At 54.3% G+C, this 13,527-nt stretch carries 11 protein-coding genes; all 11 read right to left on the bottom strand.

The annotated features are described in order from the left end of the window. Positions 1-33: 33 nt before the first annotated feature. Positions 34-2,028: a nucleoside-diphosphate sugar epimerase/dehydratase gene (locus GGI48_RS24420; RefSeq protein WP_181957002.1), complete on the bottom strand. Its 1,995-nt coding sequence runs from the start codon at positions 2,026-2,028 to the stop codon at positions 34-36. A 91-nt stretch (positions 2,029-2,119) separates the two neighbouring features. Further along, complete coding sequence (locus GGI48_RS24415; protein ID WP_179600396.1) at positions 2,120-3,139, bottom strand: glycosyltransferase family 4 protein; 1,020 nt, start codon at positions 3,137-3,139, stop codon at positions 2,120-2,122. A gap of 94 nt (positions 3,140-3,233) precedes the next feature. Beyond that, positions 3,234-4,196 carry an SDR family oxidoreductase gene (locus GGI48_RS24410; protein WP_179600394.1) on the bottom strand — a complete coding sequence of 321 codons (963 nt, stop codon included), beginning with the start codon at positions 4,194-4,196 and terminating at the stop codon, positions 3,234-3,236. A gap of 359 nt (positions 4,197-4,555) precedes the next feature. After that, positions 4,556-4,843 (bottom strand): integration host factor subunit beta, encoded by a 288-nt coding sequence (ihfB, locus tag GGI48_RS24405; protein WP_068587689.1) that lies wholly within the window; start codon positions 4,841-4,843, stop codon positions 4,556-4,558. A 141-nt stretch (positions 4,844-4,984) separates the two neighbouring features. Next, on the bottom strand, positions 4,985-5,269 hold the full coding sequence (locus GGI48_RS31230; protein ID WP_260620533.1) for a hypothetical protein: 285 nt from the start codon (positions 5,267-5,269) through the stop codon (positions 4,985-4,987). A gap of 187 nt (positions 5,270-5,456) precedes the next feature. Continuing rightward, on the bottom strand, positions 5,457-7,151 hold the full coding sequence (gene rpsA, locus GGI48_RS24400; protein ID WP_007931318.1) for a 30S ribosomal protein S1: 1,695 nt from the start codon (positions 7,149-7,151) through the stop codon (positions 5,457-5,459). Positions 7,152-7,273: 122 nt separating this feature from the next. After that, positions 7,274-7,963: a (d)CMP kinase gene (gene cmk, locus GGI48_RS24395; protein WP_011062580.1), complete on the bottom strand. Its 690-nt coding sequence runs from the start codon at positions 7,961-7,963 to the stop codon at positions 7,274-7,276. Next, entirely contained in the window at positions 7,960-10,167 is a 2,208-nt protein-coding gene (locus tag GGI48_RS24390; protein ID WP_181957241.1) for a bifunctional prephenate dehydrogenase/3-phosphoshikimate 1-carboxyvinyltransferase, read from the bottom strand. The genes cmk and GGI48_RS24390 overlap by 4 nt, the downstream gene beginning before the upstream one ends. Before the next feature lie 28 nt (positions 10,168-10,195). Next, a complete protein-coding gene (gene hisC / locus GGI48_RS24385) occupies positions 10,196-11,308 on the bottom strand; it encodes a histidinol-phosphate transaminase (RefSeq protein WP_016964091.1) in 1,113 nt (370 codons plus the stop codon). 10 nt (positions 11,309-11,318) lie between these two features. Further along, positions 11,319-12,413: a prephenate dehydratase gene (pheA, locus tag GGI48_RS24380; RefSeq protein WP_016964092.1), complete on the bottom strand. Its 1,095-nt coding sequence runs from the start codon at positions 12,411-12,413 to the stop codon at positions 11,319-11,321. Beyond that, positions 12,413-13,498, bottom strand: a complete 1,086-nt coding sequence (gene serC / locus GGI48_RS24375) for a 3-phosphoserine/phosphohydroxythreonine transaminase (RefSeq protein ID WP_042940789.1) — start codon at positions 13,496-13,498, stop codon at positions 12,413-12,415. The genes pheA and serC overlap by 1 nt, the downstream gene beginning before the upstream one ends. Between the last annotated feature and the right edge of the window lie 29 nt (positions 13,499-13,527).

Below are 13,527 nucleotides of genomic sequence, written 5' to 3'. Positions count from 1 at the left end.
GTCAAAGGCGGGAAAGTTACGGCGTATGTAGATTCAGGGCTTGAGGCGTTGCTGCTGATAAACCCAGTCGACAATTTCGCCATCCGGTGTATAGCCACTCACCGTCTCACGAAGCAGTTGGCGAACCCTTGCATAATCATCTGCGTCCAGCGCAGCAAGGAGCTCACTGAGCTTGGCCTTCAGTGAATCCCAAGGCAGATGGTCTTCATTGGCGCTCATGATCATCGGATGCTGCGTAGCCACTACGTTGTCACCAATCAGCAACTCTTCGTAAAGCTTTTCACCAGGACGTAGACCGGTAAACTCAATCGCGATATCGCCGTGGGGATTTTTTTCCGAGCGTATGCTCAGCCCGGAGAGATGAATCATCTTTTCTGCCAGCTCGACAATTTTGACCGGCTCGCCCATGTCCAACACAAAAACATCCCCCCCCTGCCCCATCGACCCCGCCTGAATAACCAACTGCGCCGCTTCCGGAATGGTCATAAAGTAACGAGTAATTTTCGGATGGGTGACCGTCAATGGGCCACCAGCTTTGATTTGCTTATGGAACAGCGGAATGACCGATCCCGAGGAGCCCAATACGTTGCCGAAACGCACCATGGTGAAACGAGTTTTATTGACCCTTGAAATATTCGATGGGTCGTTGAATAAGACTGGAGCCAGTTCTTTACTTAACGCCTGCAGAGTGAGTTCCGCCAAACGTTTGGTGCTGCCCATTACATTGGTTGGGCGAACAGCCTTGTCGGTAGAAATCAGTACAAAGTTGGCAACGCCGGACTGCAAGGCGGCTTCTGCGGTATTGAGCGTACCTATCACATTGTTGAGCACACCCTCCGCGATATTATGCTCAACCATAGGCACGTGTTTATAAGCCGCCGCATGATAGACCGTAGCGACATTCCAGGTCTTCATAACCGACAACAACTTATCAAAGTTACGCACCGAGCCTAAAATCGGAAGCAGCTTTACAGTCAGCGCCTCACGCGTTCGCCTCTGTTCAAGCTCGGACAAGATACTGTAAAGATTGAACTCGCTATGTTCGAACAATATTAAGGTAGTAGGGTTCAGGCTCAGAATCTGGCGACACAACTCAGAACCAATAGATCCGCCGGCACCTGTCACAAGGACGGCTTGTCCCTGGATGCAATGCGCTAGCAAATCCCTTTGAGCGGGAACAGAGTCTCGACCGAGCAAGTCGGCAATGTCTACTTCTTGTATGTCATCTACCTTCACTCGACCACTGGCAAGATCCATGAAACCAGGAACACTACGGACATGAAGAGGGAAGCCCTCAAGGAAACCAAGGATTTCTCTACGACGACTACGGGTTGATGAAGGAATGGCCAGAAGTATCTCTTCTGCTCCGGTATCGTCGATCATTTGCTGTAAATGCTTGGGTTTATATACCTGCAACCCAGCAATCATTCTGTCAGCAATACTACTATCATCATCGATAAACGCGACTGGGCGCATTAGACGCCCTAATCGTAACGCTGCAACTAACTGATTACCTGCAGCGCCTGCGCCATAGATAGCCACTTTGGGCAAACCATCATCACGATTGGTGAACGGTACGTGCTGAGCAGCCGTGAACCAATCTCCGAGAAAGTACTGACGCATAACCAGTCTGAGGCCACCAATCATAATCATACTCAACCACCAATAGTTGAATACGATTGAGCGTGGCACTACGGTTTGATGATTGCTATACAGATAAACAACCAGAGCAAGAACCAAGGCAGACAAGGTTACCGCCTTGACTATTGCAATAAGGGCATCGTTCCCGAAGTAACGCATGACCGCACGGTACATTCCAAACTTTATGAAAAAAGGAATAGCAACGACAGGTGCGCTTGCAAAAAGCCAGAAATGCACAACAAAAGGGTTACTGAGATCATCAAAACCCAGCCTCACGACGAACGCCATCCACAATGCCACCCATACCAAAAAGATATCGGTGATCACTTGCAGGACTCGTTTTTGTCGGCGCGGGAGCCTCAAGAGACGTGTTCGTATTTTATCCATAATTGCTTCTTCGAGCCCCAGCCCCTTTCCTCGATATAAGTTTTAGCACTAATGGGGAGCTCTCTTTGGCAGCCCATTATATTGACCACTGTCAGGCGGGTCTTTCTAGTCCGCCAGCATTAAACCTAGCAGCAAGGAAAACCAGCGGCGCGTAAGCCAACACCGTACCCATAAAACCATCCAGATCGAAGAGCCCCACGCAAATGGCTATCGGCAACAACCAAAAAATATTGATTGCCATGACCGCTAAGGTCACAGGTAAATGCCTGCCAAACTGACGCGACGCGAACTGATAAGCATGACTACGATGCGCCTCATAAACTTTATCTCCACGTAATAATCTACGCATCAGTGTAAAGGTCGCATCAACGATGAATACGCCGAGAAGAATCACCCACACCCAGAGGAAGCGCGACGAAACCCAAGCAGCCTGTATTGACAAAATACCTAGAACTAGACCAAGAAAACCACTACCCGCATCCCCCATGAAGATACGCGCAGGAGGAAAATTCCAATACAAAAATCCCAAAACGGCCATAGCCAATAATAGCGGTGACCAGATCAAAGATGTATCGCCGGCCAGCCAATAGATAAGACATGCGCCAAGGCATGCAGTTACTGCCTGAACACTGGCTATTCCATCAATACCATCCATGAAATTATATAAATTAAGCATCCAGACCAGATAGAAAACAGCTAAAAGATGGCCAAACCAAGACAGATCGAAATCGACTCCCAATAACTGAACAGGTGGCAAACCACGCATCCAGAACATTGCCCAAATAGCGGCAGAGAAATGCGCAACTAGCCGCCAACGTGCAGCTATGTGCCCATGATCATCCAAAAAACCGACCACAGCTATGAGCCCACCTGCGCCCCATAGAGTCCAGATAAATGACCAAGACAAATCAGAAAAAAATGACAGGAAAGGGGCTGCCACAAGAAAACTCAAGACAATTGCTACCCCTCCTCCTCTTGGAGTAGGAACAGAATGGGAACTACGATGATTGGGAATATCCATCAAGCTGCGAGTTAATGCATAGCGCCGCAAACCCCATGTCAAAAAAAGCGAAATACCAAGTACCGCTAACATCAACCACCAAATCACCATGTAAAACTCACATCCTAAACCGAATGAAAACGATAACCAACATTGTTCCTCTTAGATACATTCAGCTCTCAACACACCAAGCAGAAATAAAAAATCAAGATCTCCCCTCAAGGAAATATTTAGCCGTAAGAATAAGCGCTGAATCTACATTTACAGGCGGAGTCCACCCCAACAATTCACGATTTTTTGTAATATCAACTTGAAGCGAACCACATAATCGCTGAGAAAGTGATGCCTTCCCTAGCAGATCAGCAAAAAACGTCAAAACACCGCTCGACACCGGCAATAAGCGAGCAGGCTTACCCAGTGCATCCCCCATTTTCCTCATCAGTGCAGTAGTTGATAAATCATCTCCATCACTGACCAAAAAAACTTGATTTGCGGCCTTAGGATGATTAATACAAGTTATAATCAGATCTACCAAATTATCCAATGCAACTAAACTTCGTCGATTGTGTATAGAGCCAAAGGGCAAGGGAACTCCTTTATACAACCACTGCATCATAGTCAAAAAATTCGCCTTAACTCCGGGGCCATACACAAGCGGTGGACGGATGATCACTACCTCCATCCCCGTTTGCGAGGCAATAGTTACAAGTCCTTTTTCCGCCTCCATCTTCGAAATACCATAAGGGTCAAGCGGGAGTAGCTCTGAATCGGCAGTATAGGGGACATCGAGTGACGTCTCCTCACCATTGACTTTGATGGAACTGATAAATATAAAACGACGCACTCCTCTCTGGGCTGCTTGTCGCGCCAAATTTAGTGTTCCTTCCACATTCACCTTTCGAAACGTAGCAAGAGGATCAACAGATAACTCTTGCATTACATGAACACGGGCTGCCGCATGTATGACAACATCACAATCAGGCAGAATCCGAGTCCAATCCGTAGCACCATCAATCTGGCTGATCTGAGCAGCATTCGTAGTAACTGCCAAGCCCTGCAATGGCTTACGTATTGCAACGGTTAATTGATGAGCTGAAACACTAGACAACCGCTCAAGGACAGCCCGTCCTACAAAACCGGAAGCGCCCGTCAAAAGGATTCTACTCATGATCTAACATACCTTACTCAACACGGCGCTACAGAGTAAAATCTGAAACACTTGAAAACTTCATTATGCGCTTACAAGGACATGACAATCCACACCCTTCACACAATACTAGAACCTGAAAAAATAAAACTTACTGATAACTCACTACAGACATCGCCCACCAAAATAGATGGAGACCATACAAAGCCTAAATACAGATCAAAAAAATCAAAAAAACAAGCATAATCTCTAAAAAATCAAAGCCATATACCGAACAACAAGCACACTACCTTGATCCTATTCACAAAACACTCTTTACATCTGCGAGACTCAAAGTAATAAAAGCACCTTATAAAGCAAAAACTCATATAGCTCTTAAATCACTCCTCATCCTCATTCACCCGATCTCTAAGCTCTTTACCAGGCTTGAAATGTGGAACAAATTTTCCATCCAAGCTAACTGATTGACCCGTTTTTGGATTCCGACCTACCCGAGGAGCCCGATAGTGAAGCGAAAAACTACCAAACCCCCTAATTTCAATCCGATCACCTGTAGCCAAACACTGCGACATTTGCTCAAGCATCGTCTTGATGGCCAACTCGACATCCTTAGATGACAGCAGCCCTTGATGGGTGACAATTCGTTCGATCAACTCCGACTTCGTCATATTTTTCCCTTCTTTTTCAAGCAGCTAGGTCAGTGCTCAAAAGGTTTTAGCACGCCCTGAAGGTTTTGAACAGCCCATGCGCAACGCAGATACAAACTCAGGACCCTGCAAAAGAAGTAGCAACCAAAATACCAACTCTCCCTATCGACACACGACCAACATCGTTCGAGTCAGATAACCCGCCGGATTCCAACCAAAGGGGTAATCCCCCTCCTCATCCCTGGCGTCGCTGGACTTGGTGATGACCTGGTATCCACGAGCCCTACACTCAAGCTCAGCACGCTCGTAACACTTGTCCCAGCCCCCCCCCAAAAATCCTGAACAGTCAATCTCTATACCGCTGCCCCCACGAACTGCATGGGTCTTTATATTAGTCACACACCCAGCCAGGAGAAGAAAAAAAACAACAATACTTAGCCTGATCATGCTCTTCCTTAGGGCAGCCAGTGCTACCCGGACAACACACCAATAGACTAAAAGCCTTAAACCTAAAGGAGTCAGCCACTAAGAAAGAGACACCCAATTGCCAACATTGGTTTCCCACTCTTTTCACCTCAAACTTCACGCACAAAAAAGGGCGACCGAAGTCGCCCTTTTTATGGTCAAACAGAACTTAGTTCTGTTTTTCCATCTGTGCACGCAGCAGGTCGCCCAGAGTGGTAGGACCAGCAGCGATATCCGAAGCAGCTGGCTTGTCGCGCAGGCTCTGGATAGCTTCTTTCTCATCTTCAACGTCTTTCGACTTGATCGAGAGCTGGATTACACGGCTCTTACGGTCAACGCTGATGATCTTGGCTTCAACTTCTTCGCCTTCTTTCAGAACGTTACGTGCATCTTCGATGCGGTCACGGCTGATTTCGGAGGCTTTCAGAGTAGCTTCGATATCGTTGGCCAGGGTAATGATGGCGCCTTTGGCGTCAACTTCTTTTACAACACCCTTAACGATTGCGCCTTTGTCGTTCTCTTGTACGTACTCGGAGAACGGATCGCTTTCCAGTTGCTTGATGCCCAGGGAGATACGCTCACGCTCTGGGTCAACAGACAGGATAACGGTGTCCAGCTCGTCGCCCTTCTTGAAGCGGCGTACGGCTTCTTCGCCCACTTCGTTCCAGGAGATGTCGGACAGGTGAACCAGACCGTCGATGCCGCCGTCCAGACCAATGAAGATACCGAAATCGGTGATCGACTTGATGGTGCCGGAAATCTTATCGCCCTTGTTGAACTGGCCAGAGAAGTCTTCCCATGGGTTGGACTTGCACTGTTTGATGCCGAGGGAGATACGACGACGCTCTTCGTCGATGTCCAGAACCATAACTTCCACTTCGTCGCCGACTTGTACGACTTTCGAAGGGTGGATGTTCTTGTTGGTCCAGTCCATTTCCGAAACGTGTACCAGACCTTCAACGCCTTCTTCCAACTCAGCGAAGCAGCCGTAGTCGGTCAGGTTGGTTACACGAGCAGTAACGCGAGTGCTTTCTGGGTAACGAGCCTTGATAGCAACCCATGGATCTTCACCCAGTTGCTTCAGACCCAGGGAAACACGATTGCGCTCGCGATCGTATTTCAGAACCTTTACATCGATCTCGTCGCCAACATTGACGATTTCGGAAGGATGCTTGATGCGCTTCCAAGCCATGTCGGTGATGTGCAGCAGGCCATCGACGCCGCCCAGATCGACGAATGCGCCGTAGTCAGTGAGGTTCTTGACGATACCTTTGACTTGCTGGCCTTCCTGCAGGGATTCCAGCAGAGCTTCACGCTCAGCGGAGTTCTCGGCTTCGAGGACGCTACGACGGGAAACGACAACGTTGTTGCGCTTCTGATCGAGTTTGATGACTTTAAACTCGAGCTCTTTGCCTTCCAGGTGCGTGGTGTCGCGCACTGGACGGACGTCAACCAGAGAACCTGGCAGGAACGCACGGATGCCGTTAACGTCGACAGTGAAGCCGCCTTTAACCTTACCGTTGATAACGCCCTTGACCACTTCTTCGGCTGCGAAGGCTGCTTCCAGAACGATCCAGCATTCAGCGCGCTTGGCTTTTTCACGGGAGAGCTTGGTTTCACCGAAACCGTCTTCAACCGAATCCAGAGCAACGTGAACTTCATCACCAACATTGATGGACAGTTCGCCAGCATCGTTGTAGAACTGCTCAAGCGGGATCAGTGCTTCAGACTTCAGACCAGCGTGAACGGTTACCCAACGCGCTTGGTAGTCGATGTCGACGATAACACCGGTGATGATGGAGCCTGCCTGAAGGTTCAGGGTTTTTAGGCTTTCTTCAAAGAGTTCCGCAAAGCTTTCGCTCATTTTAATTCCTGTTGATAAGGGCGGAGAATACGCCCATCTGCCACATCCCAGACAATGTGGGTTACGTTCATATAAAAGTAAGATCGCAGGACTATGACTGGTCCCCCCGCGATCTTCCTTGTTCACCCGGCGATATCGCGAATGGCGATCTCGCTCAGAATGCGTTGCAACACCTGATCGATGGACAACTCCGTAGAATCCAGCTGTATGGCGTCGGCCGCCGGCTTGAGTGGGGCCACCGCTCGCTGGGTATCGCGCTCGTCGCGCGCACGTATCTCATCTAGCAGACTCGACAGACTAACACCATCGACTTTTCCCTTCAACTGCAAGTAACGTCGACGAGCACGTTCCTCGGCGCTGGCCGTGAGGAAAATTTTCAACGGCGCATCCGGAAACACCACGGTGCCCATGTCACGACCATCGGCAACCAGCCCGGGCGGCTCCTGGAATGCGCGCTGGCGCTGCAACAAGGCATCACGCACGGCAGGCAGTGCCGCAACCTGAGAAGCCCAGGCGCCAACCTGCTCATTGCGCAAGTCGTCGGTCACATCATCGCCTTCGAGAATAATCCGCTGAGGATGATTTTCAGTGGCGCCCAGGAACTGCACGTCCAAATGCGCCGCCAACAACTTCAGCGACTCCTCATTGGTCAGATCGACACCATGATTGCGCGCGGCAAACGCCAGCAGCCGGTAGAGAGCACCGGAATCCAGCAGGCACCAGCCAAGATGCTTGGCCAACTTGCCAGCAATGGTGCCTTTACCGGAACCACTGGGCCCATCGATGGTGATCACAGGCGCCTTGATATTCACGACTGAGCCTCTTGTGCAACCCGAATCCCCACCTGCGCGCACAGCGCAAGAAAATTCGGGAACGAAGTCGCGACGTTCGCGCAGTCATGAATACGAATCGGCGCATTGGCCCGCAACGAGGCCACACTGAATGCCATGGCAATACGGTGATCGCCGTGACCATGCACTTCACCACCCCCAATCTGCCCACCATCAATGATGATGCCGTCCGGAGTCGGTTCGCACTTGACCCCCAAGGTCAACAAGCCGTCAGCCATGACCTGGATACGGTCCGACTCTTTGACCCGCAGCTCTTCCGCGCCACGCAGCACAGTGCGCCCTTCAGCGCAGGCCGCAGCCACGAACAACACAGGGAATTCATCGATTGCCAGCGGCACCAACTCCTCGGGAATCTCGATCCCCTTGAGTTTGGCAGCGCGCACATGCAGATCTGCAACGGGCTCACCGCCAACTTCGCGCTGGTTCTCCAGACGAATATCAGCCCCCATCAACCGCAGGATATCGATTACACCCGTACGGGTCGGGTTGATCCCTACGTGTTCAAGCACCAGTTCCGAACCTTCCGCGATCGACGCGGCAACCAAGAAGAACGCCGCGGAGGAGATATCTGCCGGCACTTCAATATGGGTCGCCTTGAGCTTGCCGCCGGATTCAACCGAAGCGGTGGCACCGTCGACATTCACCGAGTAGCCGAAGCCGCGCAGCATGCGCTCGGTATGATCGCGAGTCGGCGCAGGCTCGGTGACGGTGGTCTTCCCATCGGCGTACAAACCGGCCAACAGCAGGCACGACTTAACCTGGGCACTGGCCATCGGCAAGGTATAGGTCAAGCCCTTGAGCTTGTGACCGCCGCGAATCACCATCGGCGGACGCCCTTCGGCCGCCGTCTCGATGACCGCGCCCATTTCCCGCAGCGGATTGGCCACGCGGTTCATTGGGCGCTTGGACAGCGAGGGATCCCCCGTCAGAGTGCTGTCGAAGCTCTGTGCGGCCAGCAAACCGGAGAGCAGGCGCATCGACGTACCGGAGTTGCCCAGGTAGATCGGGCCCGGCGCCGGCTTCAAGCCGTGCAGACCTACACCGTGAATGGTCACACGCCCATGGTGCGGCCCCTCGATGACCACTCCCATGTCGCGAAATGCCTGCAGCGTGGCCAAGGCATCTTCACCCTCGAGGAAACCCTCGACTTCAGTGGTGCCTTCAGCCAGGGAGCCGAGCATGATCGAGCGGTGGGAAATCGACTTGTCGCCCGGTACACGAATCCGCCCAGACAGGCGGCCACCAGGATTTGCCAGGAAAATCAGATCGTTGGAGTTCATAGCGTCCACATAGGCCCGGCGGGCCAGGATTTTACCGAAATGCTCGCGGGCAACCCGGGCGCGAGTGAATACGCCCAACAACTGATGCCCGTCCCCTGCATCGACCGCATCGCGCAGGGCGTCGAGGTCGTTGCGAAATGTATCGAGTGTGCGCAGAACCGCTTCGCGATTGGCGAGGAAAATGTCGTGCCACATGACCGGGTCGCTGCCGGCGATTCTCGTGAAATCGCGGAACCCGCCCGCAGCGTAACGGAAGATGTCGAGATTTTCACTGCGCTTGGCCAGCGAATCGACCAGACCGAATGCCAGCAAGTGCGGCAAGTGACTGGTGGCCGCCAGGACCTCGTCATGGCGCTCGACCTGCATGTGCTCAACATCCGCCCCCAGTTCACGCCAAAGCCTGTCGACCAGATCCAGTGCATCCGGATCGGTTTGCTCCAGAGGCGTCAGGATCACTTTGTGGCGACGGAACAGCTGGGCATTGGAAGCTTCGACACCGCTCTGCTCGGAGCCGGCAATCGGATGCCCTGGGACGAAGCGCGCTGGCATGCCGGCAAACGCCTCCTGTGCCGCGCGCACCACATTCCCCTTGGCACTGCCGACATCGGTCAGCACCGCCTGCCCCAGATCCATCCTGGCCAGCAACGCCAGAAGCTTTTCCATGGCCAGGATCGGCACGGCCAGTTGAATCACGTCGGCCCCCTGGCAAGCCAGGGCCAGATCCTCCTCGCAGCGATCCACAACCCCCAGCTCGACCGCCAACCGGCGGGACTGCGGATCCAGATCAACACCGACCACTTCGCGGCACACGCCGCTTTCGCGCAACCCCTTAGCGAAGGAGCCACCAATCAATCCCAGACCGATCACCACCAGGCGACCGATCATAGGCACAGCAGATTGCGTTGGAATGACATCAACCACGAGCCAGGACCTTGGCCAAAGCCTCAAGGAAACGCGTGTTTTCCGCCGGCAAGCCGATGGTGACGCGCAAATGGTTAGGCATCCCGTAGTTAGCCACCGGACGCACAATCACCCCTTCGCGCAACAAGCCCTGAAACACGGGGGCAGCCTCGCGCCCCACATCCACGGCAATGAAGTTGCCCTTGGACGCAATCCAGCTCAAGCCCAGATCACGCAAACCCGCCTCCAGCTGCTGCATGCCCGCCTCATTCAAACGGCGGCTCTCAGCCAGGTAGTCCGTATCCTGCAGCGCGGCACAAGCCGCCGCCAGGGCCAGGCTGTTGACGTTGAATGGCTGGCGAACCCGGTTCAGCACATCCGCCACCACCGGGGTCGAGAGCCCATAGCCGACCCGCAGGGCCGCCAGACCGTAGGCCTTGGAGAAGGTCCGCGATACCAGCAGGTTCGGATAGGCCGCCAGGAAGTCCAGACCGTCCGGCAGGTCGCTGCCTTCGGCGTACTCGATGTAGGCTTCGTCCAGCACCACCAGCACATGAGCCGGGACATCCTGAAGAAACTCGTCCAACTCCTCGGCACTGAACCAGGTACCGGTCGGGTTGTTCGGGTTGGCAATGAACACCACACGGGTCTGCTCATCGATGGCCTTGAGCATGGCCGGCAAGTCATGCCCCCAATGCCTGGCCGGAACCACACGCGCCGCAGCTCCCACCGCCTGGGTGACGATGGGATAGACGGCAAAGGCGTGCTCACTGAACACCGCATTCAGCCCGGGCGCCAGATAGGCACGCGCCACCAGCTCGAGGATGTCGTTGGAGCCGTTGCCCAAAGTGACCTGCTGGATGTCCACGCCGCAGCGTTCGGCCAGCAGGGATTTGAGGGCAAAACCGTTGCCATCGGGATAACGGGTCAGTTGCGCCAGTTCGTCACGAATCGCCGCCAGCGCCTTGGGGCTGGCGCCCAGCGGGTTTTCGTTACTCGCCAGCTTGACGATGGTGGCCGGATCGATGTCCAGCTCACGGGCCAGTTCGTCCACGGGCTTGCCCGGAACGTAAGGCGAAAGTTGTTGCACGCCTGGTTGTGCCAGTGCGAGGAAGTCGCCACTCATTGTTAAAGCCTCAGAGAACCGCTTTCGGGTAGGAACCCAGCACCTTGAGTGCCACTGCTTCCTGACTGATTTTCTCCAGCACATCCTTGATCAACGGATCACGGTGGTGGCCAACGAAGTCGATGAAGAACACATAGGTCCACTTGCCGCTGCGCGAGGGTCGAGTCTCGATACGCGTCAGGTCGATGCCATTGTCATGGAAAGGCACCAGCAGCTCGTGCAAGGCACCGGGCTTGTTGCTCATGGAGACAATGATCGAGGTCTTGTCGTCGCCGGTCGGCGGCACTTCCTGATTACCGATCATCAAGAAGCGCGTGGAATTGTCCGGACGATCCTCGATCTTCTCGGCCAGGCGCGTCAGACCATACAGGCCCGCAGCCATATCACCGGCAATGGCCGCCGAGTTCCATTCGCCCTTGACTCGCTTGGCGGCCTCGGCGTTGCTGGACACCGCCACGCGCTCGACATTCGGATAATGGGCGTCCAGCCACTTGCGGCACTGGGCCAGGGACTGGGCATGGGAATAGATACGGCTGATGCTGTCGGTCTTGGTGTTCTCGCCCACCAGCAGATGGTGGTGGATACGCAGCTCGACTTCGCCGCAGATCACCATGTCGTGTTCGAGGAAGCTGTCGAGGGTATGGTTGACCGCGCCCTCGGTGGAGTTTTCCACCGGCACCACGCCGAAATTGACCGCCCCGGCCGCCACTTCGCGGAACACTTCGTCGATCGCCGCCATCGGCTTGCTGATTACCGCATGACCGAAGTGCTTCATGGCCGCAGCCTGGGTGAAGGTGCCTTCCGGACCGAGATAAGCCACCTTCAGCGGCTGCTCCAGCGCCAGACACGAAGACATGATTTCGCGGAACAAACGCGCCATCTCTTCATTGCCCAGCGGCCCCTGGTTGCGCTCCATCACCCGCTTGAGCACCTGAGCTTCACGCTCGGGACGGTAGAACACCGGCACTTCGCCTTCAGCCAGGGAAGCCATCTTCACCCGGGCAACTTCCTGGGCGCACCGCGCACGCTCACTGATCAACTCCAGGACCTTCTCGTCCAGAGCATCAATGCGCAGGCGCAGGGCCTTGAGTTCTTGCTCAGACATCAGCCGTGTTCCTTCTCGAACTCTGCCATGTAAGCCACCAGCGCATTGACGGCGTTGATGTCCACGGCGTTGTAGATGGAGGCGCGCATGCCGCCCACCGAGCGGTGCCCCTTGAGGTTGAGCAGGCCGCGAGCCTCGGCGCCAGCCAGGAACGGCTTGTCCAGGCGGTCGTCGGCCAGACGGAACGGCACGTTCATCCACGAGCGGTCGGACTTGTTGATCGGGTTGCTGTACAGGCCGCTGGCATCGATGAAGTCATACAGGGTGCGCTGCTTGACTTCGTTGAGTTTGGCGATGGCTTCCACCCCGCCCTGCTCCTTGAGCCATTCAAACACCAGGCCGGACAGGTACCAGGCCAGGGTCGGCGGTGTGTTGTACATCGAGCCGTTATCCGCGGCGACCTTGTAGTCGAGCATGGTCGGGCACAGGGAACGGGCACGCCCCAGCAGATCCTCGCGAATGATGTTCACCAGGATGCCGCTAGGGCCGATGTTCTTCTGCGCACCGGCGTAGATCATGCCGAAACGGGAGATATCCACAGGGCGCGAGAGAATGTCGGACGACATGTCGGCCACCAGGGGGACATCACCGGTTTGCGGAATCCAGTTGAATTCCAGGCCACCGATGGTTTCGTTCGGCGCGTAGTGCACGTAGGCGGCGTCTTTCGACAGCTGCCATTCGTTCTGGCCGGGAATCGCAAAGTAGTCGTAAGGCTTGGCGGTGGCCGCGACATTGACCTGACCGTAGCGGGAAGCCTCTTCGATGGCTTTCTGCGACCAGATACCGGTGTCGATGTAGTCGGCCTTGCCACCTTCAGGCAGCAGGTTCAGTGGAATCTGGGCAAATTGCTGGCTGGCGCCGCCTTGCAGAAACAGCACTTTATAGTTCGAGGGGATATTCAGCAGATCACGCAGATCCTGCTCGGCCTTGGTGGCAATGGAGACGAACTCATCGCTGCGATGACTCATCTCCATGACCGACAGACCCTTGCCATGCCAATCCAGCAATTCGGCCTGGGCACGCAACAGGACAGCTTCAGGTAGCGCAGCGGGACCTGCGCAGAAGTTATAGGCTCGTTTGCTCACATCCACTCTCGCTATGCATTCACGGTAGC

The organism is Pseudomonas protegens (genome assembly GCF_013407925.2).
In the GTDB taxonomy this organism is placed as follows: Bacteria; Pseudomonadota; Gammaproteobacteria; order Pseudomonadales; family Pseudomonadaceae; genus Aquipseudomonas; species Aquipseudomonas fluorescens_AP.
Note: the sequence above shows the minus strand (reverse complement) of the source record. Positions and strands in the feature narration are given on the sequence as shown.

Excerpts from the sequence above, each read along its gene's own strand:
- GGI48_RS24415 (WP_179600396.1), bottom strand. The coding sequence starts at position 3,139 with ATGGTGATTTGGTGGTTGATGTTAGCGGTACTTGGTATTTCGCTTTTT.
- ihfB (WP_068587689.1), bottom strand. The coding sequence starts at position 4,843 with ATGACGAAGTCGGAGTTGATCGAACGAATTGTCACCCATCAAGGGCTG.
- GGI48_RS24410 (WP_179600394.1), bottom strand. The coding sequence starts at position 4,196 with ATGAGTAGAATCCTTTTGACGGGCGCTTCCGGTTTTGTAGGACGGGCT.
- hisC (WP_016964091.1), bottom strand. The coding sequence starts at position 11,308 with ATGAGTGGCGACTTCCTCGCACTGGCACAACCAGGCGTGCAACAACTT.
- GGI48_RS24390 (WP_181957241.1), bottom strand. The coding sequence starts at position 10,167 with ATGATCGGTCGCCTGGTGGTGATCGGTCTGGGATTGATTGGTGGCTCC.
- rpsA (WP_007931318.1), bottom strand. The coding sequence starts at position 7,151 with ATGAGCGAAAGCTTTGCGGAACTCTTTGAAGAAAGCCTAAAAACCCTG.
- GGI48_RS24420 (WP_181957002.1), bottom strand. The coding sequence starts at position 2,028 with ATGGATAAAATACGAACACGTCTCTTGAGGCTCCCGCGCCGACAAAAA.
- GGI48_RS31230 (WP_260620533.1), bottom strand. The coding sequence starts at position 5,269 with ATGATCAGGCTAAGTATTGTTGTTTTTTTTCTTCTCCTGGCTGGGTGT.
- pheA (WP_016964092.1), bottom strand. The coding sequence starts at position 12,413 with ATGTCTGAGCAAGAACTCAAGGCCCTGCGCCTGCGCATTGATGCTCTG.